The organism is Streptomyces yangpuensis, assembly GCF_001005295.1.
Taxonomy (GTDB): domain Bacteria; phylum Actinomycetota; class Actinomycetes; order Streptomycetales; family Streptomycetaceae; genus Streptomyces; species Streptomyces yangpuensis.
In genome coordinates, this window is record NZ_LBMK01000003.1 from 547,695 (window position 1) to 572,867 (window position 25,173).

Sequence of the window (25,173 nt, forward strand, 5' to 3'; positions counted from 1 at the left end):
ACCCACCCGCCTTGTCAGCGAGAGCAGGAGTTCTCAGCATGACCGACAACGTCGTCCCCCTCTTCAAAGACCCCACCACCGGCAACCACACGCTCCCCGGCGACACCCCCACCGGCACTGCCCCCGCCCCCGCGTCGGAGGCGGTCCGACGGGTGCGGGTGTGGACGCGCTCCGCCCGCGGGATCCGCCGGATCGTTACGGACGAGCGGACCCGTGCGGCGGCCCGGCTGGTGGCCCGGCACGGCATGTACGTGATCGGCGGCACCCGCGTCACCGCCCGCCGGACATGGGAGGGGCGGACCGCTTCCCGGTACGAGCGGATGATCCGCGCGGCGGAAGCCGGCGGGAACCTCGAGGAGGCCAAGGAGTGGGAGGACCGCCTCACCCGCTACCGCGCCGCCCGCCACCACCGCCGCATGGACCTGTTGAAGGCCCCGCAGGACGCGGTGAAGAGCGCCGGATACGCCGTCGGCCTCCCCACCAGTGGCCTGCTGCTGCTGGGGATCGTGCTGGCCATAGCCACGAAAGACCCCTCCTGGATCCTCGCGCCGCTTGCCACGGTGATCGCTGCGATCCACTGGATCGTCATGGTCGGCACCGTAGTGTGGGGCCCCGCGGTCACGGTCGGCCCGTGGCTGGCCCTCCTCGCGCTGTGGGGCATCGGCCGCAAGCAGCAGACCGCCCCGCAGTGGACGCTCCCCGCCAAGGAACGCGACACCGCCGGGGCACCGATCACGCCTTCGGTCGTCGTCACCGCCCTGCGCGACCTCGGCATCGCCCCGCTCCGCACTGCCATCAAGGAGATGGGCGACGCCGGCGCGGCGATGCTCGGGCCGATCCGGATCGCCGGATGCGGTGTCGAGGTCGACGTCACCCTCCCCTCCGGCGTCTCCACCGCCGAAGTGCAGGGCCGCCGGCGCAAGCTCGCGGAGAACCTGGCCCGGCATGAGCACGAAGTGTTCATCACCCTCCCCACCGCCGCCCGCACCGTCCGGCTGTGGATCGCCGACTCCGGCGCCCTCGACGAACCGATCGGCCCCTCCCCCCTCACCACCGACGACACCCTCAAGGCCGACTACAAGTCCGGCCGCGCGCCGTGGGGCCAGGACCTGCGCGGCGACGGCGCCCTGATCAGCCTGTATCAGCGGATGCTGCTGATCACCGGCCTCTCGAACCAGGGCAAGACCGCCGCCCTGCGCGCACTCGCCCTGTGGCTGGCGCTCGACCGCACGGTGGAGTTCCGGATCGCCGACCTCAAGGGCGTCGGGGACTGGGACATGTTCGACGGACTCGCCACCACCCTGATCCAGGGGCCGACGGACGAGCACGTCATCGACGCGACCGAGATGCTGGAGGCCGGGGTCGCGGAGATGNCACCCTGATCCAGGGGCCGACGGACGAGCACGTCATCGACGCGACCGAGATGCTGGAGGCCGGGGTCGCGGAGATGGAACGCCGCATCCAGGCCCCGCCCGGCACCACCTTCCCGCCGCTGGTCCTCGTCGTGGACGAGGCGCAGGTGGCGTTCATGTGCCCCGCCGTCGGCGACGACAAGCGCCCCTACGGCGGCTCCAAGGCCACGTCCCGGTACTTCATGGCCGCGCGGAAGATTCACAACCAGGGGCGGGCTGTCGATGTGCTGCTGTGGGAGGGCACGCAGGACCCCACCGACCAGAACCTCCCCAAGCTCGTGAGGGAAGGCGCCCACACCCGCATCAGCCTCGCCCTCGGCACCGAATCCCAAGCCCGCATGGCCCTCGGGGACAAGGCCGTCGACGGCGGCGCCGCGCCGCACCTGCTGCGGCAGGGGCTCGACAAAGGGACCGTGGTCGTCGCCTCCGACGGCATCACCATCCCCGCCGGGCAGGCATCCATCACGGTGCGGACCCACTACATCGACACCGACACCGCCGCCCTCATCGCCGACCGCGCCAAAGCCCTGCGCTCCGGCATCGCCACCGCACACACCGTCGCGGCCCCGGACGAGTGCGACCCGCTCGCGGACATCCTCACCGTCCTCGGCACCGACACCCGCGTCCTCACCCAGGAGGTGCTGAAGCGGCTCGCCGCGCTGAACGGCAAAGCGTACGGGCGGTGGTCGTTCATCGACCTCAAGCGCGTCCTCGACGGCACCGGCGCCGAGCCGTACAAGTCCGACGGCCGCATGGTCATCGGCCGCGACCGCATCACCCGCGCCCTCACCAACCGCCCCGACGAAGGTTCCGCTTCCGCCGCCGAGCAGTAGGGAGCCGACCCCTGCACGGTCAGGGAGGCAGGGAGAACTCCCTGACAGCCTCCCTGACCCACCTCCCTGGCACTGACCTGCGCAAATGATCTGCCAGGGAGGCAGGGAGGCATCGCAGGCCAGACCCCCGGAACCCCCTCCACACGCACCCCGCCAGGGGGTGCCCCAGCCTCCCTCACCTATCACCGAAGGAGAACTGTGCGATTCCGCATCCAACACACGACCTGGCCTCGCCCGGCCCTGATCCTCAGCGACACCCCCCAGCCCAACTGCCCGGACTGCCACGGGGAGGGCGGCCACAACCACGACTACGGCGACCACACCGGCGAATACGCCGGCACAGAGTGGGAGCCCTGCCACTGCTGGGACGAAACCCGCCGCTGGACCGTCCTCCCGCTCCCGCGCCTGCCCCGCCCCCGACAGACCAGCACCGACCCGTGGGCCAGCGACGAACCCCCGTTCTGACCAAACCAAGAGGGCGGCCCCTCACGCCAATGACCGGGCCGCCCTCATCCAGAACACTCAAGAACTGGAGAGACCAGCATGAACCACCCGACCGACATCCCGCGAGACCCCGGCCCTGCGGCCTTACCCGCCACCCTCCACACCGCGCTCGCGCTCGGCAAACAGGGGCTGCCCGTGCTCCCGCTGCGGGAGGGCAAGGGCCCCATGGGCAACTGCCGCGCCTGCCGGAACAACGCCTGCGGCGGCCGACCGAACATGAAGACCCCCGGCCCCTGCGCGTGCCCGGCGCCGTGCCACGCCTGGGCCGCCGCCACCACCGACCCGCACGTCCTCACCTCGACCGCCTGGGCCCCGGCCTGGCGGCAGGCCGCGGCCGTCGCCTACCACCCCGGCGGCGCCGGGCTCACCGTCGTCGACCTCGACAACGCCGATGCGATCGCATGGGCCCGGCGCAACCTCCCGGCAACCACGACCGTGCCCAGCACCCGCGGGGAGCACTGGATCTACCGAGGTTCCATGACCTCCCGCAACGGCGTACGCCCGGGCGTCGACATCAAGTCCCTGATGTCCTACGCCCGGTGGCTCGGCACCGGCACCGGCACCATGACCCTGCTCCCGGACGCCGTGCGGGCGCTCGCCGTGAAGGAACCCACCACCGCCCGGCCGGCATCAAGCTCCATCACCGTTCCGGTGCCTGCTGGTGGTGGCCAGTGCCCGCACCGCTCGCCCGCCTACCTGGAACGCGGCATCGCGATGGCGGAGCAGCGGATCGAGGAGGCACCCGAGGGCATTCACCGGACCGTGTACCGGATGTTCCTCGCGGTCCTGTCCGCGCACGGCAGGTGCGGCTGCCTCACCGAAACCCACATCAAGCGCCTGTTCACCGCCGCGCAGATCAGGGGCGAGTCCCTGCGGCACTGCGAGAACGCCTGGACCAACGCCCGCACCACCCTGGGGATGTGACGGTGACCGACGAGGACAAGACCCCGGCACGGCAGATCATCACGGACTACGCGCAGGAGCACTTCAGGTACTTCCGCACCACCGAAGGCACCGTCTATGCCCAGCGCAACGGGCACCCCGTCGCCCGGCCGATCCGCTCCCAGGGAACGACCGGCAGCCACCGGCAGGAACTCATGGTCGGCCTCTACAACGACGGCCACGGCTCCTTCAACGGCTCCGCACTCAAGGAGGCACTGGACTTGATCGAAGCACTCGCGCTCAGCCAGGACGTACAGGCCACCCACATCCGCGTGGCCCCCGGATTCGACGGCGCGACCTGGCTCGACCTGGGGCGCGAGGACGGCCAGTCCGTCCGCATCCACCCCACCGGCTGGGACATCCTCACCCCCGAACCGCGAGAAGTCTGCTGGCGACGCACCCAGCTCACCGGCGAACTCCCCCTTCCCGAGAAGGACACCGACGGCAAGGGCATCGACGCACTGCTGCGCCTGTGCAACTTCGCCAATGCCGAGAGCGAGTGCCTCGCCGTGGCGTGGCTGATCGGCTGCCTGGAGCCGTCCGTGCCCGTCCCCGCCCCGTTCCTCACCGGCCCCCAGGGCGCCGGCAAGTCCACCGGCGGACGGATGCTCATTCGGATCATCGAAGGCATGACCGGCGACCTGCGCCGCGCCCCGAAGGACGAAGAGAACCTGATCACCGCCGTCGCGGCCGGATGGGTCACCGCTCTGGACAACCTCTCGCACCTGCCGCCGGACCTGTCCGACCTGATGTGCTGCATCGTCACCGGCGCCGAGAGCATCAAGCGCGCGCTGTTCAGCGACGGCGACGTCTACCGCTCCCGCTACCGCCGCCCGCTCCTGCTGACCGGCATCGACGTCGGTGTCATCCGCCCCGACCTCGCCGAACGCCTCCTCCCTCTCCGCCTGGAGCGGCCCCGCGTACGCCGTACGGAAGCGGAGCTGTGGGCAGAGTACGCACAGGTGCTGCCCGTCATCCTCGGCTCGCTGCTGGACCTCGCCGTCAAGGTCCGGGCGACCGAGGCCGGGATTCCCACCGACCTGCGAATGGCGGACTTCGCCCACCTCTGCGCCCAGCTCGACACCGCCACCGGCCTCTGCGCACTGGGCGCCTACCGGGCCAGCCTCGACGACCTCAACGACGACGTGATCGAGGGCGACCTCCTCGCCCAGACCGTGCTCAAGCACGCCGCCGGCCTCGACCCGGGCGAGGAGGTGCGGATGACCTCGACCGAGTTGCTGCACGCCCTCACCCAGCTCTACACCGGCGACGACTTCCGCACCCTGCCCAAGGGGTGGCCCACCACCGGCAAAGTCCTCTCCGACCGCCTTAAGCGGCTCCAGCCCACCCTTGCCGCCCGCGGCGTCGTCGTCGACTGGGGTCGCACCAAGACCGCCCGCTACATCGAAATGGCCCGTCCGGCCGCCCCACCGCCCGGCCAGCAGCAGGCCGCATTCTGACCGTGCGCCGCCACGACCACCCGCGCTCAAGCAAGAAGAGCACCCGGCGCCCCGGGCGGGGGCGTGCTCCTCTTGCCGTTCAGCGGCTTGCCGCCGCTGGAAGGGACGCGCCGCGCAGCGGCTCGCTCTTCGAGCTTGAAGCGGCACCGCACCACTACAGACACCACCCTCTTCTTTTCCTAAGAGAAGAGACACTGCGTCACCCACGTCACCACAGCACGCGAAACGGTCGGTGACATGCGGCTACACCGGTGACGCAAACGGCCAACGACTGCGTCATCACGCGTCACCCGCGTCACTGGCCCCGCGTCACCCCGGTGACGGTGACGCACGCCGGTGACACACAGCCCAGCCATGACGTCATCGAAAACCGCAGGTCAGAGCGCCTGATGACCCAGACGACGCGATGACGCAGAAATCCAGACCTCGGACACACGCGGCGCCCTGCCCCGGCTCCGCCACGCCCGCAGCAGCGCACCGCATCACATGCCCCGGAGGAGAAGCAGTGAGCGCGACGACCACGCCGCCCATGGAACCCATCCTGCTCAAGGTGCCCGCCGCCATGACCGCCCTGAGCTTGAGCCGCTCCGTCATCTACGAACTGATCCGCTCCGGCCGCCTCCGCACCGTCAACGAGGGCAGGGCCCGACGCATCCCCCGATCCGCCATCAACGAGTACGTCGCGCTCCTGGAGCGCGAGGCAGGAGAGAGCAAGTGACCAAGCGCCGCAGCAGGGGAGACGGCGGCCTGCACTGGGACGAGAAGCGGCAGCGGTGGATCGCCACCGCCACCCTCGGCTTCGACGCGCGTGGGAAGCGCGTCGTGCGGAAGGGGAGTGGCAAGACCAAGACCGAGGCCAAGAACAAGCTGAAGGAGGTGCTCCGCGATCACGAGGACGGGTTGGCCGTCGCGCCGACCAACTACACCGTGGCGAACGCGGTGGATGACTGGCTCATGTACGGGTTGGCCGGCCGCGACGCGCGGACCGTGGCCACCTGCACGTCGCTCAGCCGGATCCACGTGATCCCCGCGCTCGGCGCCCGGAAGCTCCGGGAGCTAAGCGGCGAGGATGTCGACCGGTGGCTCGCCGAGAAGGCCAAGACGCTCAGCACGCGCACGCTCCAGGCGATCCACTCCTGCCTGAACCGTTCCGTGAAGCGCGCCATGGTCCGGGACAAGGTGAAGCGCAACATCGTGGAGCTCTGCTCCATCCCGACCGGGCAGCCCGGCCGGCCGTCGAAAGCGCTGAAGCTGGCCCAGGCCGAGGCGGTGCTCAAGGCCGCTGCGGGGACGTCCGCGTACGCGTACATCGTGGTGGCCCTGCTCACCGGCGCCCGGACCGAGGAGATGCGCGCGCTCACCTGGGATCACGTCTTCCTGAAGGGGGACCCCACCGCGTCACCGCCCGTACCGCCGCATATCGCGGTGTGGCGGTCAGTCCGTTCCACCGGGGATACCAAGACCAAGAAGTCGCGCCGGACCATCGCCCTGCCGGCCAGGTGCGTGGATGCCCTCTGGCAGCAGTTCGAGGAGCAGGGGTGGGACCGGCTCGCCGCCGGTGATCAGTGGCAGGAGAAGGGGCTCGTCTTCTCCTCCGCCACAGGGACGGAGCTGGACTCGACCAACGTCCGGCGCGCCTTCCGGCAGGCGATCACCGGGGCCGAGGGGGTCGAGGCGAAGGAGTGGACCCCGCGAGAGCTGCGGCACAGCTTCGTCTCGCTGCTGTCCGACAAGGGGGTCCCGCTCGAAGAGATCTCCCGGCTCGTCGGGCACTCCGGGACGGCCGTGACCGAGGCGGTCTACCGGAAGCAGATCCGGCCCGTGATCCAGACCGGAGCGACGGCCATGGACGAGATCTTCAAGGACTCTCGGAAGCCGTAGTCACTCAGTTAGTCACCCAGACGCAGAGAGAGCCGGTGCAGATTGCTCTGCACCGGCTCTCACCTGGTCTTACGAAGTCGGGGTGGCGGGATTTGAACCCACGACCTCTTCGTCCCGAACGAAGCGCGCTGCCAAGCTGCGCTACACCCCGATCGTCGCCCTGAAGTGTTGCTGTCCTGGCGACATCGATTACTTTAGCGGACCTCTCGCCGGAGACGAAATCCGGTTTTCGCGGAGCGGGTGCGGGGGCCCTACGGCTTCGGGGTGAGGGTCAGGAGGGTGGCCTCCGGCGGGCAGGCGAAGCGGACCGGGGTGAAGCGGTTCGTGCCGCAGCCGGCCGAGACGTGCAGGTAGGAGCGGTGGCCCGCCGCCTCGTGCGTGGACAGGCCCTTCACCCGCTTGGTGTCCAGGTCGCAGTTGGTGACCAGGGCGCCGTAGAAGGGGATGCACAGCTGTCCGCCGTGGGTGTGACCCGCGAGGATCAGCGGGTAACGGTCGGCGGTGAAGGATTCGAGGACGCGCAGGTACGGGGCGTGCACCACGGCCAGCGAGAAGTCCGCGTCCGGTTCCGGGCCGCCGGCGACGCATCCGTAGCGGTCCCGCTTGATGTGCGGGTCGTCGAGGCCGGTGAAGGCCAGCTCCAGCCCCTCCAGCTTCATCCGGGCCCGGGTGTTGGTGAGGTTCAGCCAGCCCGCCGCGTCGAAGGCGTCCCGCATCCCCTCCCACGGGTTGTGCACGGCGCCGACGACCGGCTTGTTGCCGTTCAGCCCGTGCCGGCCCTGGACCTTCTCGACCAGGTAGCGCCCGGGGTTGCGCAGCCGCGGCCCGTAGTAGTCGTTCGACCCGAAGACGTACACCCCGGGGAAGGACATCAGCGGGCCCAGGGCGTCGAGGACCTCGGGGACGCCCTCGGTGTCGGAGAGGTTGTCGCCGGTGTTCACGACGAAGTCGGGGCGCAGCCCGGCCAGCGACTGCAGCCAGGCGCGCTTCTTGCGCTGCCCGCGGACCATGTGGATGTCGGAGACCTGGAGTACGCGCAGCGGGCGCATCCCCCGGGGGAGTACCGGCACCGTGACCCGGCGCAGCCGGAAGGACCGTGCCTCGAAACCGGCGGCATAAGCCACACCCGCGGCCCCCACCGCAGCGATTCCGGCAGCCGCTTTCAGTGGTACTCCGTAACGCGCACGCATGGACCCATCGTCGCAGACCGGAAAACGGGTGGGCGCCACCCTCCCCGTACCTGGCACACTCACCTGCATGACCACGCTCAAGGCCAAGCTCCAGGAAGACCTCACCACCGCGATCAAGGCGCGCGACGAGCTGCACTCGTCCACGTTGCGTCTGACCCTTGCCGCCATCACCAAGGAGGAGGTCGCGGGCAAGGAGGCCCGTGTGCTCTCCGACGAGGAAGTCCTCAAGGTGATCGCCAAGGAGGCGAAGAAGCGCCGTGAGGCTGCGGACGCCTTCGCGCAGGGCGGTCGTCCCGAGCAGGCCGCGCGCGAGAGCGCCGAGGGCGAGTTCCTGGACACCTACCTGCCCAGGCAGCTCTCCGACGAGGAGCTCGCCGGGATCGTGGCGGAGGCCGTCGAGGAGGCCCGGTCGGCGGGTGCCGAGGGGCCGCGGGCCATGGGCGCCGTCATGAAGATCGTGACCCCGAAGGTCGCCGGGCTGGCGGAGGGCGGGCGTGTCGCCGCCGCCGTGAAGCAGGCGCTCTCCTAGGACTCGCACCACGGATTCGCACGACGACAAAGGGGAGGGCCCCGGCCGAACGGCCGGGGCCCTCCCCTTTGTCGTCGTCATCGCGTACCCCCCGCTACTGGGGGCCGGGGCCGCCGATCACGTTGCCCGGGTCGATCGTGATCCCGGGGAAGGGGATGTCCGGTTCCCCGCCGCCGCCCGTGGCGCCGCCCGTGGCGCCGCCGGTGGAGCCGCCCGTCTGGCCGCCGGGCCGCCCGCCGGGCTTGCCGTCGCCGCCGGGCTTGCCGGGCCGGTTCGGGCTGGTGGACGGCTTGTTGCCGCGGGGGCCGCCGGCGGGGACGTTCGGTTCGGCGATGTGGACCGTGGTGAAGCGCAGGGCCTCGCGGCCGGACAGCGCGCCCGTGATCGCGTCCTTCCAGATCGGGCCGGGCAGGCCACCGCCGAAGACCTTGGCGTAGGACCTGCCGCCGATCACGATGTTCTCCATCGTGATCTTCTTCGCGCCGCCCGAGCCGACCCACACCGCGCCCGAGACGTTCGGGGTGTAGCCCACGAACCAGGCGTTGTAGCGGGAGTCGGTCGTACCGGTCTTGCCCGCGCTGTCGCGGTCGGTCAGGCCGGCCCGCTCACCGGTGCCGGAGTCGACCACACCGCTCAGCAGGGTGTTGATGGTGTCGGCGGTGTTCTGCGACATCGCCCGCTCGCACTTGCTCTTGGGCACCGCGAGCGCCTTGCCGTGCGCGTCGGTGATCGACTCGATGGCGACCGGGGTGCAGTAGACGCCGCGGTTGGCGAAGGCCGCGTACGCGTTGGCCATCGTCAGCGGGGACATCTCCTCCGAGCCGAGCGCGATGGCGGGGCCGTCGGCCAGCTTCGCGCCGCTCGCCGGCACCACGCCGAGCTTGGCAGCCATCTCCGACACCGGGCACAGGCCGATCTCGCCGATCATCTCGACGAAGTAGGTGTTGATCGACTTCTCCATCGCCGTACGCAGCGCGTAGGGGCCGATCTCGTCCTCGGTCTCGTTCTCCGCGGATTCCTTCTGGGTGTTGATGTACTGCGAGCCGTCACAGCGGGAGATCGGGCTCGGGTAGTCGAGCTTGTTCGGGGCCCCGTAGACCTTCGTCGGCGGCATGCCCCGCTCCAGGGCGGCGGCGGCGATGAAGGGCTTGAAGGTCGAACCGACCTGGAAGCCGAAGTTCGAGCCGCCCATCCGCTTGTCCACGGAGTAGTTGATCTGCGTTTCGTTCTTGCCGAAGCCGTACGGCTTGGACTGGCCCATCGCCAGCACCCGTCCGGTGCCCGGCTGGACCATGGTCACAGCCGTCGCGATGGAGTCCTCCTGGTAGACGTGGTCCTTGATCGACTCGTTGGCCGCGTCCTGCGACTGCGGGTCCAGGGTCGTGCGTACGGTCAGGCCGCCCTTGTTCCAGAGCTTCGCCCGCTCCTCGCGCGTCTTGCCGAAGACCGGGTCGGTCAGGAAGGAGTTGCGCACGTAGTCGCAGAAGAAGCCCGCGCCCTTGACCGCCGTGATGCAGCCGTTCTTGGGCCTGGTGACCTTCAGCGTGACGGGCTTGGCCTTGGCCGCGTCGGCCTCCGCCTGCGAGACGTCCCTGGTGTCGGCCATCCGCTGGAGGACGATGTTGCGGCGCTTCGTCGCCTCCTGGGCGTCGTTCACCGGGTCGTAGCGGCTCGGCGACTGCACGACGCCCGCCAGCAGCGCGGACTCCTCCAGGGTCAGGTCCTTGGCCGGCTTGCTGAAGTAGCGCTGGGCGGCGGATTCGATCCCGTAGGCCTGCTGGCCGAAGTAGGTGATGTTGAGGTAGTTCTCGAGGATCTTCTTCTTCCCGAGCTCCTCCTCGACCTGGATCGAGTACTTCAGCTCGCGGATCTTGCGGCCGAGGCTCTTCTCCTGGGCCTCGCGCACCTTGGTCTCGTCGTCGCCGGCCTCCTCGACGAAGACGTTCTTCACGTACTGCTGGGTGAGCGTCGACGCACCCTGGGCCGCGCCGCCCTCCTGCGCGTTGCGGTTGACCGCGCGCAGGATGCCCTTGAGGTCGACCGCGCCGTGCTCGTAGAAACGCGAGTCCTCGATGGCGACGATGGCCTTCTGCATGTACGGGGAGATCGAGGTGAGCGGGACCACCTGCCGGTCGCGCGAATAGACGGTGGCGATCAAGCCGCCCTCGGCGTCCAGGATCGTGGTCCGCTGGCTCAGCGGCGGGGTCTTGAGATTGGCCGGGATCTCGTCGAATCCCTCGACCGTGCCCTTGGCGGCCAGTCCCAGGGCGCCTGCAGCCGGAATCGCCATGCCCGCCAGCACGACTCCGGAGAGAACGGACACCCCGAGGAACTTGGCGGCCTGCTGGCTCCCGGTGAGCCCGCCGCCCGAGCGCTTCTTTCCCATGGAGGGCAGCCTACGTTCTGATTCGCCGGACACACGCGAATGCCTTGGCCTAAGCTGACCCCAACTGTCACAGCAGTCCGGTGCGACATCAACCCCTCGGCTTGATTTTCACCCTTCCCGAATGGGGTGGACTGATGTCCGAATCTCGCTGCCCCGGTGAACCTGATCCGCCGATTGCACCCGAATCGTCGGAATGGTCGGGCATGTCGCCGGATCACTCCGTCGGGTGATCTGCCGCTTACCCATAGTCCGTTCGGGCCATTCAAGATTGGGCCCGTCGGGGGTGTTGCACTGTGCCCGCCTTCCGTAACGTCCTCAACTGGCAGCGGTGAATATGCCGCTACCGCCGTGGGGGAGCCTCGATTCGGGAGAGGACGGCGCCGGGATGGGCTGGGTTACCGACTGGAGTGCGCAGGCAGCCTGCCGCACTACCGATCCGGATGAACTGTTCGTTCAAGGAGCGGCACAGAACAGGGCCAAGGCGGTGTGCACCGGATGTCCGGTGCGGACCGAATGCCTGGCCGACGCGCTCGACAATCGTGTCGAGTTCGGCGTGTGGGGCGGAATGACCGAGCGGGAACGACGTGCGCTGCTGCGCCGGCGTCCCACCGTCACCTCGTGGCGACGGCTGCTCGAAACCGCACGCACGGAGTACGAGCGCAGCACGGGCATCCTGACCATGGATGCAGACGCGGAGATCGACGTTCCGTACGAGACGTACGCGGCAGCCGGGTAGATCACACGGCCGCCACCTTCGTACGAACGCCTTACGCTCCGGCCGGCACCCCGGCCGCGAGTCGTTCTCCGATGGCCCGCAGCCCGGCGAGGTCGTGCACATCGCCGGGCAGGGCGGCCACTTCGGCCACCGCCACCTCGGGGTGAAGCGAGGTGAAGCGATCACGCGTGCGCTGCTCACGCGCGATCACCTGCATCCGTTCGGCGTGCAGGCGCAGCAGTCCTGCCGTGATCCGGTCGACGGCCGTGGTGTCGTCATCGGCGCCGGGGGGTTCGGCGGCCGTGTCACGAAGTCCAGCTTTCCCGGACTCCTGATCGACAATGCCGCCTTCTTCAAGATTCTCTGCGGCGGCCAACGCCCTTTCGGCGGACAGCTGGTCGGCCCCGCTGCCGTGCACCCGGTTGAGCACCAGACCGGCCAGCGGCATGCGCTCCGCGGCCAGTCGTTCCACGAAGTACGCCGCCTCGCGCAACGCGTCCGGCTCGGGCGCAGCGACCACGAGGAAGGCCGTACCGGGCGCCTGGAGCAGCCGGAAGGTCGCGTCGGCGCGCGTGCGGAAGCCGCCGAACATCGTGTCCATCGCCGCCACGAAGGTCTGGACGTCCTTCAGCAGCGAAGCCCCCATCAGCTTGCTGAGGGTGCCGGTCATCATCGACATGCCGACGTTCAGGAACTTCATCCCGGCCCGGCCGCCCACCTTCGCCGGCGCCATCAGCACCCGGATGAACTTCCCGTCCAGGAAGGACCCGAGGCGCTTCGGCGCGTCGAGGAAGTCCAGCGCGGACCGGCTCGGCGGGGTGTCCACGATGATCAGGTCCCAGTCGTCCCGGGCCCGCAGCTGCCCGAGCTTCTCCATCGCCATGTACTCCTGCGTGCCCGCGAAGCCGGCCGACAGCGACTGGTAGAAGGGGTTGGCGAGGATGGCCCGGGCGCGCTCGGCGTCCGCGTGCGTTTCGACGATCTCGTCGAAGGTGCGCTTCATGTCCAGCATCATGGCGTGCAGTTCGCCGCCGTCCGCACCGGCGTCCGCGACCCTGCGGGGCGTGTTGTCCAGCGAGTCGATCCCCATCGACTGCGCGAGCCGCCGCGCCGGATCGATCGTCAGCACGACCGCCTTCCGCCCGCGCGCCGCCGCCCGTACGCCCAGGGCCGCGGCCGTGGTGGTCTTCCCGACGCCGCCCGCCCCGCAGCACACGATGATGCGGGTCTGCCGGTCGTCCAGCAGCCGGTCGACCGCCAGCCGCGGCGGAGAGTCCAGGCCCACCGTGTCCACCCCCTCACTCATTCGGCCACCGACTGCTTCCGGAGTTCCTTGGCCAGCTCGTAGAGCCCGGCCAGGTCCATCCCCGCCCCGAGGAGGGGCAGTTCGTACGTCGGCAGGTCCAGCCCCGTCAGTACGGCGCGCTGCTCGCGCTCCAGCTCCACCCGGCCCGCGTGCTCGGCGGCCTGCGCGAGCAGCGGCTCGACCAGCCGCTCGGCCAGTCCGCCGCGGCGCGCGCCGCCCAGCCCCGCCCGGGACAGGGCGCGGGCCACCCCGGCGCGGTGGTCGCCGGCCGCGGTGCGCAGGGTGTCCTCGTCCAGATGGTGCGGGCGGACCATGTTGACGACGACGCGGCCGACGGGCAGCCCCGCCTCGCGCAGTTCCTCGATGCCGTCCGCGGTCTCCTGGACGGGCATCTCCTCCAGGAGGGTGACCAGGTGCACCGCCGTCTCGGGGGACTTGAGCACCTTCATGACGGCCTGCGCCTGGTTGTGGATCGGCCCGAACCGGGCCAGGCCCGCGACCTCGTCGTTGACGTTGAGGAAGCGGGTGATCCGGCCGGTCGGTGGCGCGTCCATGATCACGTGGTCGTAGACGTACTGCCCGGCCTTGTCCTTGCGGCGTACCGCCTCGCACGCCTTGCCGGTCAGCAGCACGTCGCGCAGTCCGGGGGCGATCGTCGTCGCGAAGTCGATGGCGCCGAGCTTCTTGAGGGCGCGCCCGGCCGAGCCGAGCTTGTAGAACATCTGGAGGTAGTCCAGCAGCGCCCGTTCGGCGTCGATGGCGAGCGCGAAGACCTCGCCCCCGCCGGGCGCCACCGCGATCTTCCGCTCCTCGTAGGGGAGCGCCTCGGCGCCGAAGAGCTGCGCGAGCCCCTGTCTGCCCTCGACCTCCACCAGTAGAGTCCGTCCGCCCTCGCGCGCGAGGGCAAGCGCGAGTGCCGCGGCGACCGTGGTCTTGCCGGTGCCGCCCTTGCCGCTGACCACCTGGAGCCTGCTCACATCGCCCGAGCCTAACCACTCGGCTCCCGGGGCGCGCAGGAGCCCCGCATCACAGGCACTACCCTCGCTCCCATGACCAAGAAGTTCGAATACGCGACGGTCCCCCTGCTGGTTCACGCCACCAAGCAGATCCTGGACACCTGGGGCGAGGACGGCTGGGAGCTCGTCCAGGTCGTACCCGGCCCGAACAACCCCGAGCAGCTCGTGGCTTACCTCAAGCGGGAGAAGGCATGAGCGGCGTCGTCGACGCGAAGCTGGCCGAGCTCGGCCTGACCCTGCCCGAGGTCGTCCCGCCGCTGGCCACCTACCAGCCGGCGGTGCGGTCGGGCGCCTACGTCTACACCGCGGGCCAGCTCCCGATGGTCAAGGGCAGCATGCCGGTCACCGGCAAGGTCGGCGCCGAGGTGTCGCCGGAGCAGGCCAAGGAACTGGCCGCCACCTGCGCGCTGAACGCCCTGGCCGCCGTCAAGTCGGTCGTCGGTGACCTCGACAGGATCGCGCGTGTCGTGAAGGTCGTCGGCTTCGTCGCCTCGGCCCCCGACTTCACCGGGCAGCCGGGCGTGCTGAACGGCGCGAGCGAGCTCCTGGGCGCCGTCCTCGGCGAGAAGGGCGTCCACGCCCGCAGCGCCGTCGGTGTGGCGGTCCTGCCGCTCGACGCGCCCGTCGAGGTCGAGATCCAGGTCGAGCTGGTTCCCGGAGCCTGACCCCGCGAGAAGCCGTACGGACGGGGGCGCGGCGCCGTTTCACGGTGCCCGCGCCCCCCTCGGCACGGGCGAGGGCCAGGGCGGGGCCGCGCCCCGGCCGGGGCGCCGCCTTTCCGGGCGCCGCGCGTCGGCCGTCGGAAGGACGACCCTCGAACATCGGGCCGGATGGCCGTAGCATCCGGCCATGCCGAATGGTCAGCAGCAGCCCCCCGCCGGGGGCCAGTGGTACCCGCCCGAATGGCCCGACCGCATCCGTGCGCTCGCGGACGGCTCGCTCACCCCGGTGGTACCGCGGCTCGCCGCCACCGTGATGCTCCTGCGCGACACCCCGGACGGGCCCGTCGTCCACATGCTGCGCAGGCGGGCCTCCATGGCCTTCGCGGGCGGCGCGTACGCCTATCCGGGCGGCGGGGTCGACCCCCGCGACGAGGAGCACCACGTCGGCTGGGCGGGGCCCTCCCAGGCGGACTGGGCGGCCCGGCTCGGGACCGACGCCCGTACCGCGCAGGCCATCGTGTGCGGCGCCGTACGGGAGACCTTCGAGGAGGCGGGCGTGCTGCTCGCCGGCCCGACCGCGGACACGGTCGTCGGCGACACCACCGGCGAGGACTGGGAGGCGGACCGGCAGGCCCTCGTGAGGCGGGAGCTGTCCTTCGCGGACTTCCTCGAACGTCGTGGCCTGTGGCTGCGCTCCGACCTGCTCGGTGCGTGGGCGCGCTGGATCACGCCCGAGTTCGAGCCGCGCCGCTACGACACCTGGTTCTTCGTGGCCGCCCTCCCCGAGGGCCAGCGCACCCGCAACGCCTCCACCGAGGCAGACCGGACCGTCTGGATCCGCCCGGCCGACGCCGCCGACGGGTACGACAAGGGCGAGCTGCTGATGATGCCGCCGACCATCTCCACGCTGCGGTCCCTGGAGGCGTACGGGAGCGCCGCGGACGCGCTGGCGGCGGCGGGGGCCCAGGAGCTCGCCCCGGTGCTGGCGCAGGCCGCGCTGGAGGGCGGCGAGGTGGTGCTCAGCTGGCCGGGCCACGACGAGTTCACCAAGCGCGTCCGCCTCGGGCGCCCCGCAGGCCCCGCAGACCCCGGAGGTCCCGCATGAGCGACGCTGCCGCACTGCCCGGACAGCCCCGCGGGCTCGTCACCTCGGGGCCGGCCACCGCCCGCGCGGTGAACGTACTGGCCCCCAACGCCTCCGCGATGACCCTGGACGGCACCAACACCTGGCTGGTGTCCGAGCCCGGCTCGGACCTCGCCGTCGTCATCGACCCCGGCCCGCTGGACGAGGGCCACCTGCGGGCGGTCGTCGCCACCGCCGAGCGGGCGGGCAAGCGGGTCGCGCTCACCCTGCTCACCCACGGCCACCCCGACCACGCGGAGGGCGCGGGCCGCTTCGCCGAGCTCACCGGTACCAAGGTCCGCGCGCTGGACCCGGCCCTGCGCCTGGGCGACGAGGGGCTGGCCGCCGGGGACGTGATCCGGACCGGCGGGCTGGAGCTGCGGGTGGTGCCGACGCCGGGCCACACCAGCGACTCGCTCTGCTTCCACCTGCCCGCCGACCGGGCGGTGCTGACCGGCGACACCATCCTCGGCCGCGGCACCACGGTGGTCGCGCACCCCGACGGCCGCCTCGGCGACTACCTGGACTCCCTGCGCCGCCTGCGCTCGCTCACCGTGGACGACGGGGTGCACACCGTCCTGCCGGGGCACGGGCCGGTCCTGGACGACGCACAGGGCGCCGTCGAGTACTACCTGGCCCACCGGGCGCACCGGCTGGCACAGGTCGAGACGGCCGTCGAGAACGGCTTCACCACCCCCGAGGCGGTCGTCGCCCAGGTGTACGCGGACGTGGACCGCTCCCTGTGGCCGGCGGCTCAGTGGTCCGTCGAGGCGCAGCTCGAGTACCTTCAAGATCACGGACTGATCCCCGGAGGACCCGAATGAACACCATGTTCCTGCTCGTCATGCTCATAGGCACCGCCGGATGGATCACCTCGACGGTGTCGCTGCGCGTGAAGAGCCTCCAGGCGCAGGCCGACCGGACGGAGCGCCGCCTGGCGCTGCTGCTGGACCACCTGGGCATCGAGGAGCCGGAGCCGGCGGGCCTGGACGAGGTGCGCGCCCTGATCCGGGACGACCGGCAGATCTCGGCGATCAAGGCCTACCGCCGCATCACCGGCGCGGGCCTGGCGGAGGCCAGGCTGGCCGTCGAGGCCCTCGCCGTCACCGAGCGGACGAAGTAGCCCCCGGCCCCTGGGGGCGGCGGCGCGTCTTCGTGCCGTGGCGTGCCGTGTACTCGTCCGCGAGCCACGGCCCGAGGTCCTCGACGTAGCCGCGCGGCACGGCCGGGTCCTCGACCGGATCCAGAGCCACCGCGGCCGCGGCCCGCATCTGGGCGGCGCGCTCGGGGTAGTAGATGCCGAAGATTTCCGCGGACTCCGTCAGATCGCTGGTCCAGCCGCCCCACCGGGGCATGACCAGGGTGAATCCCGTGCGCACCAGGTGCCGTGCGAAGAGGCGGCTCAGCCGCCGGTGCTCCGCCGGGGTCGACGCCTCCCGCAGGCTCGTCCGCCACGTGGGCAGCAGCGCGGCGAGGTCGCCGTTGGTCTCACGGGCGAGCAGGCTGTCCGGCCGGTAGCGCGGCAGGTGCTCGGCCAGGTCCGCGCCGAGCAGCGGGGTGCACCGGCAGGCGAGGAACCAGCCCAGGTCGAATCGTTCCTCCTCGCTCAGCACGGTGTCCTTGTCGTGCAGCCGGAGAACGACGCCGTCGATCTGCTCGAAGTCGGCGTCGATGTCGCGCGCGAGGACCTCGGCGGTGTCGCGGTCGTCGTGCGAGGGCGCGTGGTGCAGGACGAGCAACAGGTCGAGGCCGGAGCGCCCGGACAGGGCCGTCCCGCGCGGCACGGACCCGTACAGGTATGCGCTGTGCAGCCGGCGCCCGTACGCCTCGCCCGTCCGCTCGCGCGCGGCGGCCACGACCGCCCGGAACTCGCCCTGCACCTGTCCGAGCGAGCCCTCCCGCTCGAAGTAGCCGTACGCGTCCAGACCTCGGTGCTCCATGCTTCCACTGTGCACGGAGCGGCTGCCCGGGCGTTCGAGGCGCGGGGGGCAGGGGGAGGCCGCCCTGCGAACGGAGGGCTCCGCCGGGCGGAACCTCCGCCGGGTACGCAGAAGGGTCCTGCCCGGCCGGACAGGACCCTTGTGCGTACGACCGGCGAGTGCGGCCGTCAGCTGTCAGCGGGAGCGCTTCGCGAGGCGCTCCACGTCCAGCAGGATCACCGCGCGGGCCTCCAGGCGGAGCCAGCCGCGGCCCGCGAAGTCGGCCAGGGCCTTGTTCACGGTCTCGCGCGAGGCGCCGACGAGCTGTGCGAGCTCTTCCTGGGTGAGGTCGTGCACCACGTGGATGCCCTCCTCCGACTGCACGCCGAAGCGGCGCGACAGGTCGAGGAGCGCCCGGGCCACGCGGCCGGGAACGTCGGAGAAGACCAGGTCGGACATCTGGTCGTTGGTCTTGCGCAGGCGCCGTGCGACGGCGCGCAGCAGCGCGGTCGCCACCTCGGGCCGGGCGTTGAGCCAGGGCTGGAGGTCGCCGTGGCCGAGGCCGAGCAGCTTGACCTCGGTCAGCGCGGTGGCGGTGGCGGTGCGCGGGCCCGGGTCGAAGAGCGACAGCTCGCCGATCAGCTCGCCGGGGCCGAGGACGGCCAGCATGTTCTCGCGGCCGTCGGGGGAGGTGCGGTGCAGCTTCACCTTGCCCTCGGTCACGACATACAGCCGGTCTCCGGGGTCGCCCTCGTGGAACAGGGCGTCGCCGCGTGCGAGGGTCACCTCGCCCATGGAGGCGCGGAGCTCCGCGGCCTGCTCGTCATCGAGCGCCGCGAAGAGCGGGGCGCGCCGCAGAACGTCGTCCACGAGTCTCTCTCCTATGTCGACCAGCTCAGGGGACCGTGCTCCCCATTTTGCCGGACGGCTCAAACAGTGCGATCAATCACAAGGATGCCGGACGGACGGGCGTGGTGTGCGGCGAGAGCCCGATCGGGGTGGTGTTACCTGAGGTCCGGACGGGTGTCAGCGCCCGGCCTTAGGCTGGCCGGGTGTCCAATAAGCCGGTGAGAGCACAGGCCAAGGGGTCCGCAGGAGTGACGGACGCCCAAAATTCAGCTGTGGGCGAACAAGGCCCCTCGATGGTGCCCCCGAAGGCCGTGACCGCCCCTCAGGGCAAAGTTTCGGCCAAGAAACCGAAGGCGGCGAAGCCGGAATCCCGCCTGGCCATGGTGCGCCGGGCGCGTCGGATCAACCGTGAGCTGGCCGAGACCTACCCGTACGCCCATCCGGAGCTCGACTTCCGCAATCCCTTCGAGCTGCTCGTCGCGACGGTGCTGTCCGCGCAGACCACCGACCTGCGGGTGAACCAGACGACCCCGGCCCTCTTCGCGGCCTATCCGACCCCCGAGGACATGGCCGCGGCCGTCCCCGAGGAGCTGGAGGAGCTCATCCGCCCGACCGGGTTCTTCCGGATGAAGGCCAAGTCCCTGCTGGGCCTGTCGCAGGCGCTGCGGGACGACCACGGCGGGGAGGTGCCGGGCCGGCTGGAGGACCTGGTGAAGCTGCCGGGCGTCGGCCGCAAGACCGCCAACGTGGTCCTCGGTAATGCGTTCGGTGTCCCCGGGATCACCGTGGACACCCACTTCGGGCGGCTGGTGCGCCGCTGGAAGTGGACCGAGCAGGAGGACCCGGAGAAGGTCGAGGCGGAGATCTGCGCGATTTTCCCCAAGAGCGAGTGGACGATGCTCTCGCACCGGGTCGTCTTCCACGGCCGCCGCATCTGCCACGCCCGCAGGCCCGCCTGCGGGGCCTGCCCGATCGCCCCGCTCTGCCCGGCGTACGGGGAGGGCGAGACGGACCCGGAGAAGGCGAAGAAGCTGCTCAAGTACGAGAAGGGCGGCCGGCCGGGCCAGCGGCTGAGCCCGCCGCCGGACTACCCGGGCCTGCCGGCGCCCCCGCTCGGCGAGGTCGCCGCGCAGGAGGCGCAGGAGCCGTAGGAACGAATCGGTACCCGGACCGCGTTTGCGGTGTGGGAGACGCTGTTGACAGAGGAACGCGGACAGGAGCGCCTATGACGCGCGGTACACGGGACGAGGCCGGGGTCACTGCGGGAGTGCGCGAGGGGGGCGGCCCGGCCGTCACCACCGCGGGGCTGCCCGACTGGCTCGATCCCGTCGTCGAGGCCGCCCGGACCGTGGAACCGCGGCAGCTGAGCCGGTTCCTGCCGCCCGAGGACGGCCGGGGGCGGCAGTCGGCCGTCCTCATCCTGTTCGGCGAGGGCCCCCGCGGGCCGGAACTGCTCCTGATGGAGCGCGCCGGCACGCTGCGCTCGCATGCGGGCCAGCCGTCCTTCCCGGGCGGCGCGCTGGACCCGGAGGACGGGGATCCGCAGACCACCGGCCCGCTGGCGGCGGCACTGCGCGAGGCCGAGGAGGAGACCGGCCTCGATCCTTCCGGTGTTCAGCTCTTCGGGGTGCTGCCCCGGCTCTACATCCCGGTCAGCGAGTTCGTCGTGACCCCGGTCCTCGGCTGGTGGCACACCCCGAGTCCGGTCGGCGTCGTGGACCCGGCCGAGACGGCCCGGGTGTTCACGGTTCCCGTGGCCGACCTCACGGATCCCGGGCACCGGGTCACGACGGTCCACCCGCGGGGCCACCTGGGCCCTGGTTTCACCGTCGAGTCGGCCCTCGTGTGGGGTTTCACGGCCGGGGTGATCGACCGGATCCTGCACTTCGCCGGCTGGGAACGCCCGTGGGACCGATCACGTCAGGTCCCGCTCGACTGGCACGCATGAGACGGTGGCCCACGTGAACGTGCTGGACATCCTGTTGTTGCTCGCCGCCGTGTGGTTCGCGATCGTCGGCTACCGCCAGGGGTTCGTCGTCGGCATCCTGTCGGTGATCGGCTTCCTGGGCGGTGGCCTGGTCGCCGTTGCCCTGCTCCCGCTGATCTGGGACCGGGTGACCGACAACGGCACCCAGGTGTCCACCACGGTCGTGGTCATCGCCGTCGTCGCGATCATCATCTGCGCCTCGGTCGGCCAGGCGCTGACCACCCATCTCGGCGGCAAACTCCGCCGCCAGATCACCGGTACGCCCGCGCGCGTGCTCGACGCCACCGGCGGCGCCCTGGTCAACGTGGTCGCGATGCTGCTGGTGGCCTGGCTGATCGGCTCGGCGCTCGCCGGTACCTCGCTGCCCACCCTGGGCAAGGAGGTCCGCAACTCCAAGGTGCTCCTGGGGGTTTCGCGGGTGCTGCCAGACCAGGCGAACAGCTGGTTCTCGGACTTCAGCTCCACCCTCGCGCGCAACGGCTTCCCGCAGGTGTTCAGCCCGTTCTCCAACGAGCCCATCACCGAGGTGAAGGCGCCCGACCCGGCGCTCGCCACCAGTCCCGTCGCGGACCTGGCCAAGCGCTCGATCGTGAAGGTCGTTGGTACGGCGCCCAGTTGCAGCAAGGTGCTGGAGGGCACGGGCTTCGTCTTCGCGCCCGGCAAGGTCATGACCAACGCGCACGTCGTCGGCGGGGTCGGTGAGCCGACCGTGCAGATCGGCGGCGAGGGCAAGCTGTACGACGGCAAGGTCGTGCTCTACGACTGGGAGCGCGACATCGCCGTCCTGGACGTGCCCAAGCTGAAGGCGCCGCCGCTGGAGTTCACCGACAAGGACGCGACGAGTGGCAACGACGCGATCGTCGCCGGCTTCCCGGAGAACGGCGCCTACGACGTCCGTGCGGCCCGGGTCCGCGGCCGGATCAATGCCAACGGACCGGACATCTACCACCGCGGCACCGTCCGACGGGACGTCTACTCGCTGTTCGCGACGGTCCGCCAGGGCAACTCCGGCGGCCCGCTGCTGACGCCCGAAGGCAAGGTCTACGGGGTCGTGTTCGCGAAGTCCCTCGACGACCCGAACACCGGCTACGCGCTCACCGTGGACGAGATCCGCGACGACATCGAGAAGGGCCGGACCGCCGAGCGCCGGGTCGAGAGCCAGGGCTGCGCCCTCTGACACGGCGCCCCCGCCGGGCCCCTACGTCCGCGGATGCCGCAGGCGTGCGGAGACCCAGCGGGCCCGGCGGCGCAGGATGCGGGGAATTCCGAGGCGTGGGTCGTGGCCATGCCGGCCGGCCCTCTCGTGCGTGCCCGGCGTGGCTGCCGAGCGGCGTTCGTGCGCGGTGTCACCGTAGTCGTGCGTCCAGCTCATACTCGGCTCTGTGCCCGGGCCCCAAGGTCCGTAACCCCGTACGGGGCAGCCAATTGGCCTATGCGCCGGGCAATTGAATGCCCGTAGGACAATCCGACCGCCGAACTGTCGTAGGTGCGGCGGCCGGTCAGCGGTCCGGCTCGGGGTCCTTCAGCCAGTTCACCAGCTCGGTCGAGAAGGCGACCGAGTCCTCCTCGTGCGGGAAGTGCCCGAGCCCGTCGAACAGCCGCCACCGGTACGGGGCTTCGACGTACTCGCCGGATCCGGCGGCGCTGCGCGTGCGCATCACCGGGTCGAGCGAACCGTGCAGGTGCAGCGTGGGCACCCGGACGGGCCGCTTCATCCGCCGGTTGAACTGCAGCCCGTCGGGCCGGGCCATCGACCGCATCATCCAGCGGTACGGTTCGATCGAGCAGTGCGCGGTGGACGGGATGCACATGGCCCGCCGGTACACGGCGAGGTCCTCCTCCTCGGGAGGCCGCGGCCCCGACCAGTCGCGGATCAGGTCCCCCACGAGGGCCCCGCCGTCGGCGACGAGCTGCCGCTCGGGCACGAAGGGCCGCTGGAAGCCCCAGATGTGTGAACTCGCCCGGGCCTGGCCGAAGTCCGACAGCATCGCCGAGCGCCAGCGGCGGGGGTGGGGCATGGACGACACGACGAGCCGGCGCACCAGCTTGGGCCGCATCACGGCCGCCGTCCAGGCGAGGTATCCGCCCAGGTCGTGCCCGACGAGCGCGGCGTCCGGCTCGCCGAGGGACCGTACGACCCCGGTGATGTCGAGCGCCAGGTTGGCGGGGTCGTAGCCGCGCGGGGTGCGGTCGCTGCCGCCGACCCCGCGCAGGTCCATCGCGACCGCGCGGTACCCGGCGTCGGCGAGCGCGGTCAGCTGGTGCCGCCAGGTCCACCAGAACTGCGGGAAGCCGTGCAGCAGCAGCACCAGCGGCCCGTCACCGAGCTCGGCGACGTGGAACCGGGCACCGTTGGCGGCCACGTCCCGGTGCGTCACCGCTTCCCCGCCGGGGAGGCCGAGCCGCACAGCTGTGGCGGCCGTGGGCGGAATGCTGGGGTCCGGCGTGGGCGCTGTCATGAGGACGAGCGTGCCACACCCACAGCCTTGTCACTCACCGGCCGCGGGTGCGGCTTGACGGTCCCGACCACCGCGGCGGTCTGCCTGACCGAGGCGATGGACTTCTCCGGCGGCTTGACCTTCTTGAACTTCCGTACGGCGATCAGTGCGAGCACGCCCGCGATCAGCAGGAACGCGCCGCCGACGATCAGGAAGGACCAGGCGAGGCCGAGCCCCAGGTTGTGGATCCCGTACGCCGCGGCGAAGGTCAGCACCGGGAGGGAGAAGACGGCGAAGACGCCCGCGGCGACGAGGGAGACGCTGCCGCTGCCCACGCGCTTGGCGTCCTCGCGCAGTTCCGCCTTGGCCAGGGCGATCTCGTCGTGAACCAGGGCGGACATCTCGGCGGTGGCCGAGGCGACCAGCTGGCCGAGTGTGCGCTCGGCTCCCTGCGCCCCTTGGTCCACTGCGCTCATCGCTCTCTCCTTCTGTCGTCGGCCGCCGCCGGGCGGCTGTCGTGCGTCTGTCCCTGCGTCGTCACTCAGATCATGCCGGACGGTCGGCCTCGGTGGTGGACCCGGCTGCGCTTTGGAGCGCGGCGGCGGCCGCCTTCTCCGCCTTGCGGCGGTGTTCCGCCGCCCGGTCCTCGTAGATCTTCGCCATCCGCAGGTGGTACTCGGGCTTGTCCTCCTCGTAGATGTCCGGGATGCCGTCGTGGTCCTCGTCGCGCTCCTCGGCCTCGGTGAGCAGCCGGTAGCGGCGGTTGCGGAGCTTGAGCAGGACGCACGCGATCACGGCGGCGATGAGGGAGCCGATCAGCACGGCGGCCTTGATCTCGTCGGTGAGGATCGCGTCGCCCGCGAAGGCGAGTTCGCCGATGAGGAGGGAGACGGTGAAGCCGATTCCGGCGAGCGTGGCGACAGCGAGCACGTCGGGCCAGGCGAGGTCCTCGTTCAGCTCGGCCCTGGTGAAGCGGGCGGCCAGCCAGGTTCCGCCGAAGATGCCCACGGTCTTGCCGACGACGAGGCCGAGGACCACGCCGAGGGTCTCGGGGCGGGTGAAGACCTGCGCGATGGCCTCGTCGGAGAGCGAGACCCCGGCGGACAGGAGCGCGAAGAGCGGTACGGCGAGACCGGCCGAGACGGGCCGGACCAGGTGCTCGATGTGCTCGCCGGGGGAGGTCCGTTCACCTTCCCTGCGGGTGCAGCGGAGCATCAGGCCCATGGCGACGCCGGCGATGGTGGCGTGCACGCCGCTGTTGTACATGAGGCCCCAGACGACCAGGGCGAGCGGGACGTAGACGTACCAGCCCCGGACGCCGCGGCGGAGCAGGAACCAGAAGAGGGCCAGCCCCGCCAGCGCCCCGCCGAGCGCCAGGAAGTCGATCTCGTTGGTGAAGAACACCGCGATGATCAGGATGGCGAAGAGGTCGTCGACGACGGCGAGGGTCAGCAGGAAGGCGCGCAGGGCCGAGGGGAGGGAGGTGCCGATGACGGCCAGCACGGCGAGTGCGAAGGCGATGTCGGTGGCCGTCGGAACCGCCCAGCCGTCCATGGAGCCGTTGCCGGTGAGGTTGACCAGTGCGTAGACGAGTGCGGGCACGGCCATGCCGCAGAGGGCGGCGATCACCGGGAGGGCGGCGGCCCTGGGGTCGCGCAGGTCTCCCGCGACGAGTTCGCGCTTGAGCTCGATGCCTGCGACGAAGAAGAAGATGGCGAGGAGCCCGTCGGCCGCCCAGTGCTGGAGGGAGAGGTCCAGGCCGAGGGCGGCGGGGCCGATGTGGAAGGACCGTACGCTCGCGTAGCTGTCCGAGATGGCGGGGATGTTGGCCCACAGCAGGGCGGTGATCGCGGCCACGAGGAGCAGGACGCCGCCCACCGTCTCGGCGCGCAGGGCATCGGCGATGTAGCGGCTCTCGGGCAGCGAGAGGCGGCCGAGCAGCTTGCGGCTCTTGTCGTCGGTGGGGGTGGGCGCGGCCACGGGGGCACCTCCGGGGGCTGTTGGACGGCATGGCGGAACTC

General features: G+C 71.1%; 24 protein-coding genes, 1 tRNA gene and 2 pseudogenes. 17 read left to right on the top strand and 10 right to left on the bottom strand.

Annotation, left to right across the window (positions count from 1 at the left end; translation table 11 throughout):
• Nucleotides 1-38: 38 nt before the first annotated feature.
• The 7 genes and pseudogenes from AAT21_RS39100 to AAT21_RS17860 all read left to right on the top strand — a co-directional run.
• A pseudogene (locus AAT21_RS39100) lies at nucleotides 39-1,373 on the top strand (ATP-binding protein); the annotation flags it as partial.
• 1 nt (nucleotide 1,374) lies between these two features.
• Nucleotides 1,375-2,245: pseudogene (locus tag AAT21_RS39105) on the top strand (ATP-binding protein); the annotation flags it as partial.
• A 198-nt stretch (nucleotides 2,246-2,443) separates the two neighbouring features.
• Nucleotides 2,444-2,710 (top strand): hypothetical protein, encoded by a 267-nt coding sequence (locus AAT21_RS17840; RefSeq protein WP_046777841.1) that lies wholly within the window; start codon nucleotides 2,444-2,446, stop codon nucleotides 2,708-2,710.
• Nucleotides 2,711-2,788: 78 nt separating this feature from the next.
• Entirely contained in the window at nucleotides 2,789-3,673 is an 885-nt protein-coding gene (locus AAT21_RS37630) for a bifunctional DNA primase/polymerase (protein ID WP_046777842.1), read from the top strand.
• Nucleotides 3,674-3,675: 2 nt separating this feature from the next.
• Nucleotides 3,676-5,151, top strand: a complete 1,476-nt coding sequence (locus AAT21_RS17850) for a hypothetical protein (RefSeq protein ID WP_046777843.1) — start codon at nucleotides 3,676-3,678, stop codon at nucleotides 5,149-5,151.
• Between the two features lie 505 nt (nucleotides 5,152-5,656).
• A complete protein-coding gene (locus AAT21_RS17855) occupies nucleotides 5,657-5,869 on the top strand; it encodes a helix-turn-helix domain-containing protein (RefSeq protein WP_235438907.1) in 213 nt (70 codons plus the stop codon).
• Nucleotides 5,866-7,032, top strand: a complete 1,167-nt coding sequence (locus AAT21_RS17860) for a site-specific integrase (RefSeq protein ID WP_046777845.1) — start codon at nucleotides 5,866-5,868, stop codon at nucleotides 7,030-7,032. Before AAT21_RS17855 ends, AAT21_RS17860 begins: the two co-directional genes overlap by 4 nt.
• 77 nt (nucleotides 7,033-7,109) lie before the next feature.
• Here the strand turns inward: AAT21_RS17860 and AAT21_RS17865 are convergent.
• Both AAT21_RS17865 and AAT21_RS17870 read right to left on the bottom strand, forming a co-directional pair.
• Nucleotides 7,110-7,183 (bottom strand) — tRNA-Pro (locus tag AAT21_RS17865).
• A gap of 100 nt (nucleotides 7,184-7,283) precedes the next feature.
• Nucleotides 7,284-8,222, bottom strand: coding sequence for a metallophosphoesterase (locus AAT21_RS17870; RefSeq protein WP_046777846.1), 939 nt, complete (start codon nucleotides 8,220-8,222; stop codon nucleotides 7,284-7,286).
• A 67-nt stretch (nucleotides 8,223-8,289) separates the two neighbouring features.
• Here AAT21_RS17870 and AAT21_RS17875 point away from each other — a divergent pair, with 67 nt between their 5' ends.
• The gene (locus tag AAT21_RS17875) at nucleotides 8,290-8,751 is read left to right on the top strand and encodes a GatB/YqeY domain-containing protein (RefSeq protein WP_046778438.1); all 462 of its coding nucleotides are present in this window, start codon (nucleotides 8,290-8,292) and stop codon (nucleotides 8,749-8,751) included.
• A 94-nt stretch (nucleotides 8,752-8,845) separates the two neighbouring features.
• On the opposite strand, the gene AAT21_RS17880 is transcribed toward AAT21_RS17875, so the two are convergent.
• On the bottom strand, nucleotides 8,846-11,137 hold the full coding sequence (locus AAT21_RS17880; RefSeq protein WP_046777847.1) for a transglycosylase domain-containing protein: 2,292 nt from the start codon (nucleotides 11,135-11,137) through the stop codon (nucleotides 8,846-8,848).
• A 385-nt stretch (nucleotides 11,138-11,522) separates the two neighbouring features.
• Between AAT21_RS17880 and AAT21_RS17885 the strand changes: the two genes are divergently transcribed.
• Nucleotides 11,523-11,873, top strand: coding sequence for a WhiB family transcriptional regulator (locus AAT21_RS17885; RefSeq protein ID WP_030648100.1), 351 nt, complete (start codon nucleotides 11,523-11,525; stop codon nucleotides 11,871-11,873).
• 31 nt (nucleotides 11,874-11,904) lie between these two features.
• On the opposite strand, the gene AAT21_RS17890 is transcribed toward AAT21_RS17885, so the two are convergent.
• Both AAT21_RS17890 and AAT21_RS17895 read right to left on the bottom strand, forming a co-directional pair.
• The gene (locus AAT21_RS17890) at nucleotides 11,905-13,158 is read right to left on the bottom strand and encodes an ArsA family ATPase (protein WP_046777848.1); all 1,254 of its coding nucleotides are present in this window, start codon (nucleotides 13,156-13,158) and stop codon (nucleotides 11,905-11,907) included.
• Entirely contained in the window at nucleotides 13,155-14,135 is a 981-nt protein-coding gene (locus tag AAT21_RS17895; protein WP_030957807.1) for an ArsA family ATPase, read from the bottom strand. The genes AAT21_RS17890 and AAT21_RS17895 overlap by 4 nt, the downstream gene beginning before the upstream one ends.
• A gap of 72 nt (nucleotides 14,136-14,207) precedes the next feature.
• Here AAT21_RS17895 and AAT21_RS36870 point away from each other — a divergent pair, with 72 nt between their 5' ends.
• From AAT21_RS36870 to AAT21_RS17915, 5 genes are all read left to right on the top strand, one after another.
• Nucleotides 14,208-14,369: a DUF4177 domain-containing protein gene (locus AAT21_RS36870; RefSeq protein ID WP_007264966.1), complete on the top strand. Its 162-nt coding sequence runs from the start codon at nucleotides 14,208-14,210 to the stop codon at nucleotides 14,367-14,369.
• Complete coding sequence (locus AAT21_RS17900; RefSeq protein WP_046777849.1) at nucleotides 14,366-14,839, top strand: RidA family protein; 474 nt, start codon at nucleotides 14,366-14,368, stop codon at nucleotides 14,837-14,839. The genes AAT21_RS36870 and AAT21_RS17900 overlap by 4 nt, the downstream gene beginning before the upstream one ends.
• A gap of 184 nt (nucleotides 14,840-15,023) precedes the next feature.
• Nucleotides 15,024-15,941 carry an NUDIX hydrolase gene (locus AAT21_RS17905; protein ID WP_046777850.1) on the top strand — a complete coding sequence of 306 codons (918 nt, stop codon included), beginning with the start codon at nucleotides 15,024-15,026 and terminating at the stop codon, nucleotides 15,939-15,941.
• Nucleotides 15,938-16,783, top strand: coding sequence for an MBL fold metallo-hydrolase (locus tag AAT21_RS17910; protein ID WP_046777851.1), 846 nt, complete (start codon nucleotides 15,938-15,940; stop codon nucleotides 16,781-16,783). Before AAT21_RS17905 ends, AAT21_RS17910 begins: the two co-directional genes overlap by 4 nt.
• Nucleotides 16,780-17,082, top strand: a complete 303-nt coding sequence (locus AAT21_RS17915; protein WP_052757853.1) for a hypothetical protein — start codon at nucleotides 16,780-16,782, stop codon at nucleotides 17,080-17,082. The genes AAT21_RS17910 and AAT21_RS17915 overlap by 4 nt, the downstream gene beginning before the upstream one ends.
• Here AAT21_RS17915 and AAT21_RS17920 read toward each other — a convergent pair.
• On the bottom strand, nucleotides 17,063-17,899 hold the full coding sequence (locus AAT21_RS17920; RefSeq protein ID WP_046777852.1) for a nucleotidyltransferase family protein: 837 nt from the start codon (nucleotides 17,897-17,899) through the stop codon (nucleotides 17,063-17,065). The two genes, AAT21_RS17915 and AAT21_RS17920, sit on opposite strands and share 20 nt — an antisense overlap.
• Nucleotides 17,900-18,073: 174 nt before the next feature.
• Nucleotides 18,074-18,748, bottom strand: coding sequence for a Crp/Fnr family transcriptional regulator (locus AAT21_RS17925; protein ID WP_003981529.1), 675 nt, complete (start codon nucleotides 18,746-18,748; stop codon nucleotides 18,074-18,076).
• Between the two features lie 272 nt (nucleotides 18,749-19,020).
• Between AAT21_RS17925 and nth the strand changes: the two genes are divergently transcribed.
• The 3 genes from nth (at nucleotide 19,021) to AAT21_RS17940 (ending at nucleotide 21,891) form a co-directional block, all read left to right on the top strand.
• Nucleotides 19,021-19,878 carry an endonuclease III gene (gene nth / locus AAT21_RS17930; RefSeq protein WP_046778440.1) on the top strand — a complete coding sequence of 286 codons (858 nt, stop codon included), beginning with the start codon at nucleotides 19,021-19,023 and terminating at the stop codon, nucleotides 19,876-19,878.
• A 74-nt stretch (nucleotides 19,879-19,952) separates the two neighbouring features.
• Nucleotides 19,953-20,675: an NUDIX hydrolase gene (locus tag AAT21_RS17935; RefSeq protein WP_079025771.1), complete on the top strand. Its 723-nt coding sequence runs from the start codon at nucleotides 19,953-19,955 to the stop codon at nucleotides 20,673-20,675.
• Nucleotides 20,676-20,688: 13 nt separating this feature from the next.
• On the top strand, nucleotides 20,689-21,891 hold the full coding sequence (locus AAT21_RS17940; RefSeq protein ID WP_046777853.1) for a MarP family serine protease: 1,203 nt from the start codon (nucleotides 20,689-20,691) through the stop codon (nucleotides 21,889-21,891).
• 322 nt (nucleotides 21,892-22,213) lie between these two features.
• On the opposite strand, the gene AAT21_RS17945 is transcribed toward AAT21_RS17940, so the two are convergent.
• From AAT21_RS17945 to nhaA, 3 genes are all read right to left on the bottom strand, one after another.
• Nucleotides 22,214-23,173 (bottom strand): alpha/beta fold hydrolase, encoded by a 960-nt coding sequence (locus tag AAT21_RS17945; protein ID WP_046777854.1) that lies wholly within the window; start codon nucleotides 23,171-23,173, stop codon nucleotides 22,214-22,216.
• On the bottom strand, nucleotides 23,170-23,628 hold the full coding sequence (locus tag AAT21_RS17950; protein ID WP_046777855.1) for a phage holin family protein: 459 nt from the start codon (nucleotides 23,626-23,628) through the stop codon (nucleotides 23,170-23,172). The genes AAT21_RS17945 and AAT21_RS17950 overlap by 4 nt, the downstream gene beginning before the upstream one ends.
• A 70-nt stretch (nucleotides 23,629-23,698) precedes the next feature.
• A complete protein-coding gene (nhaA, locus tag AAT21_RS17955) occupies nucleotides 23,699-25,132 on the bottom strand; it encodes a Na+/H+ antiporter NhaA (protein WP_046777856.1) in 1,434 nt (477 codons plus the stop codon).
• Nucleotides 25,133-25,173 lie beyond the last annotated feature (41 nt).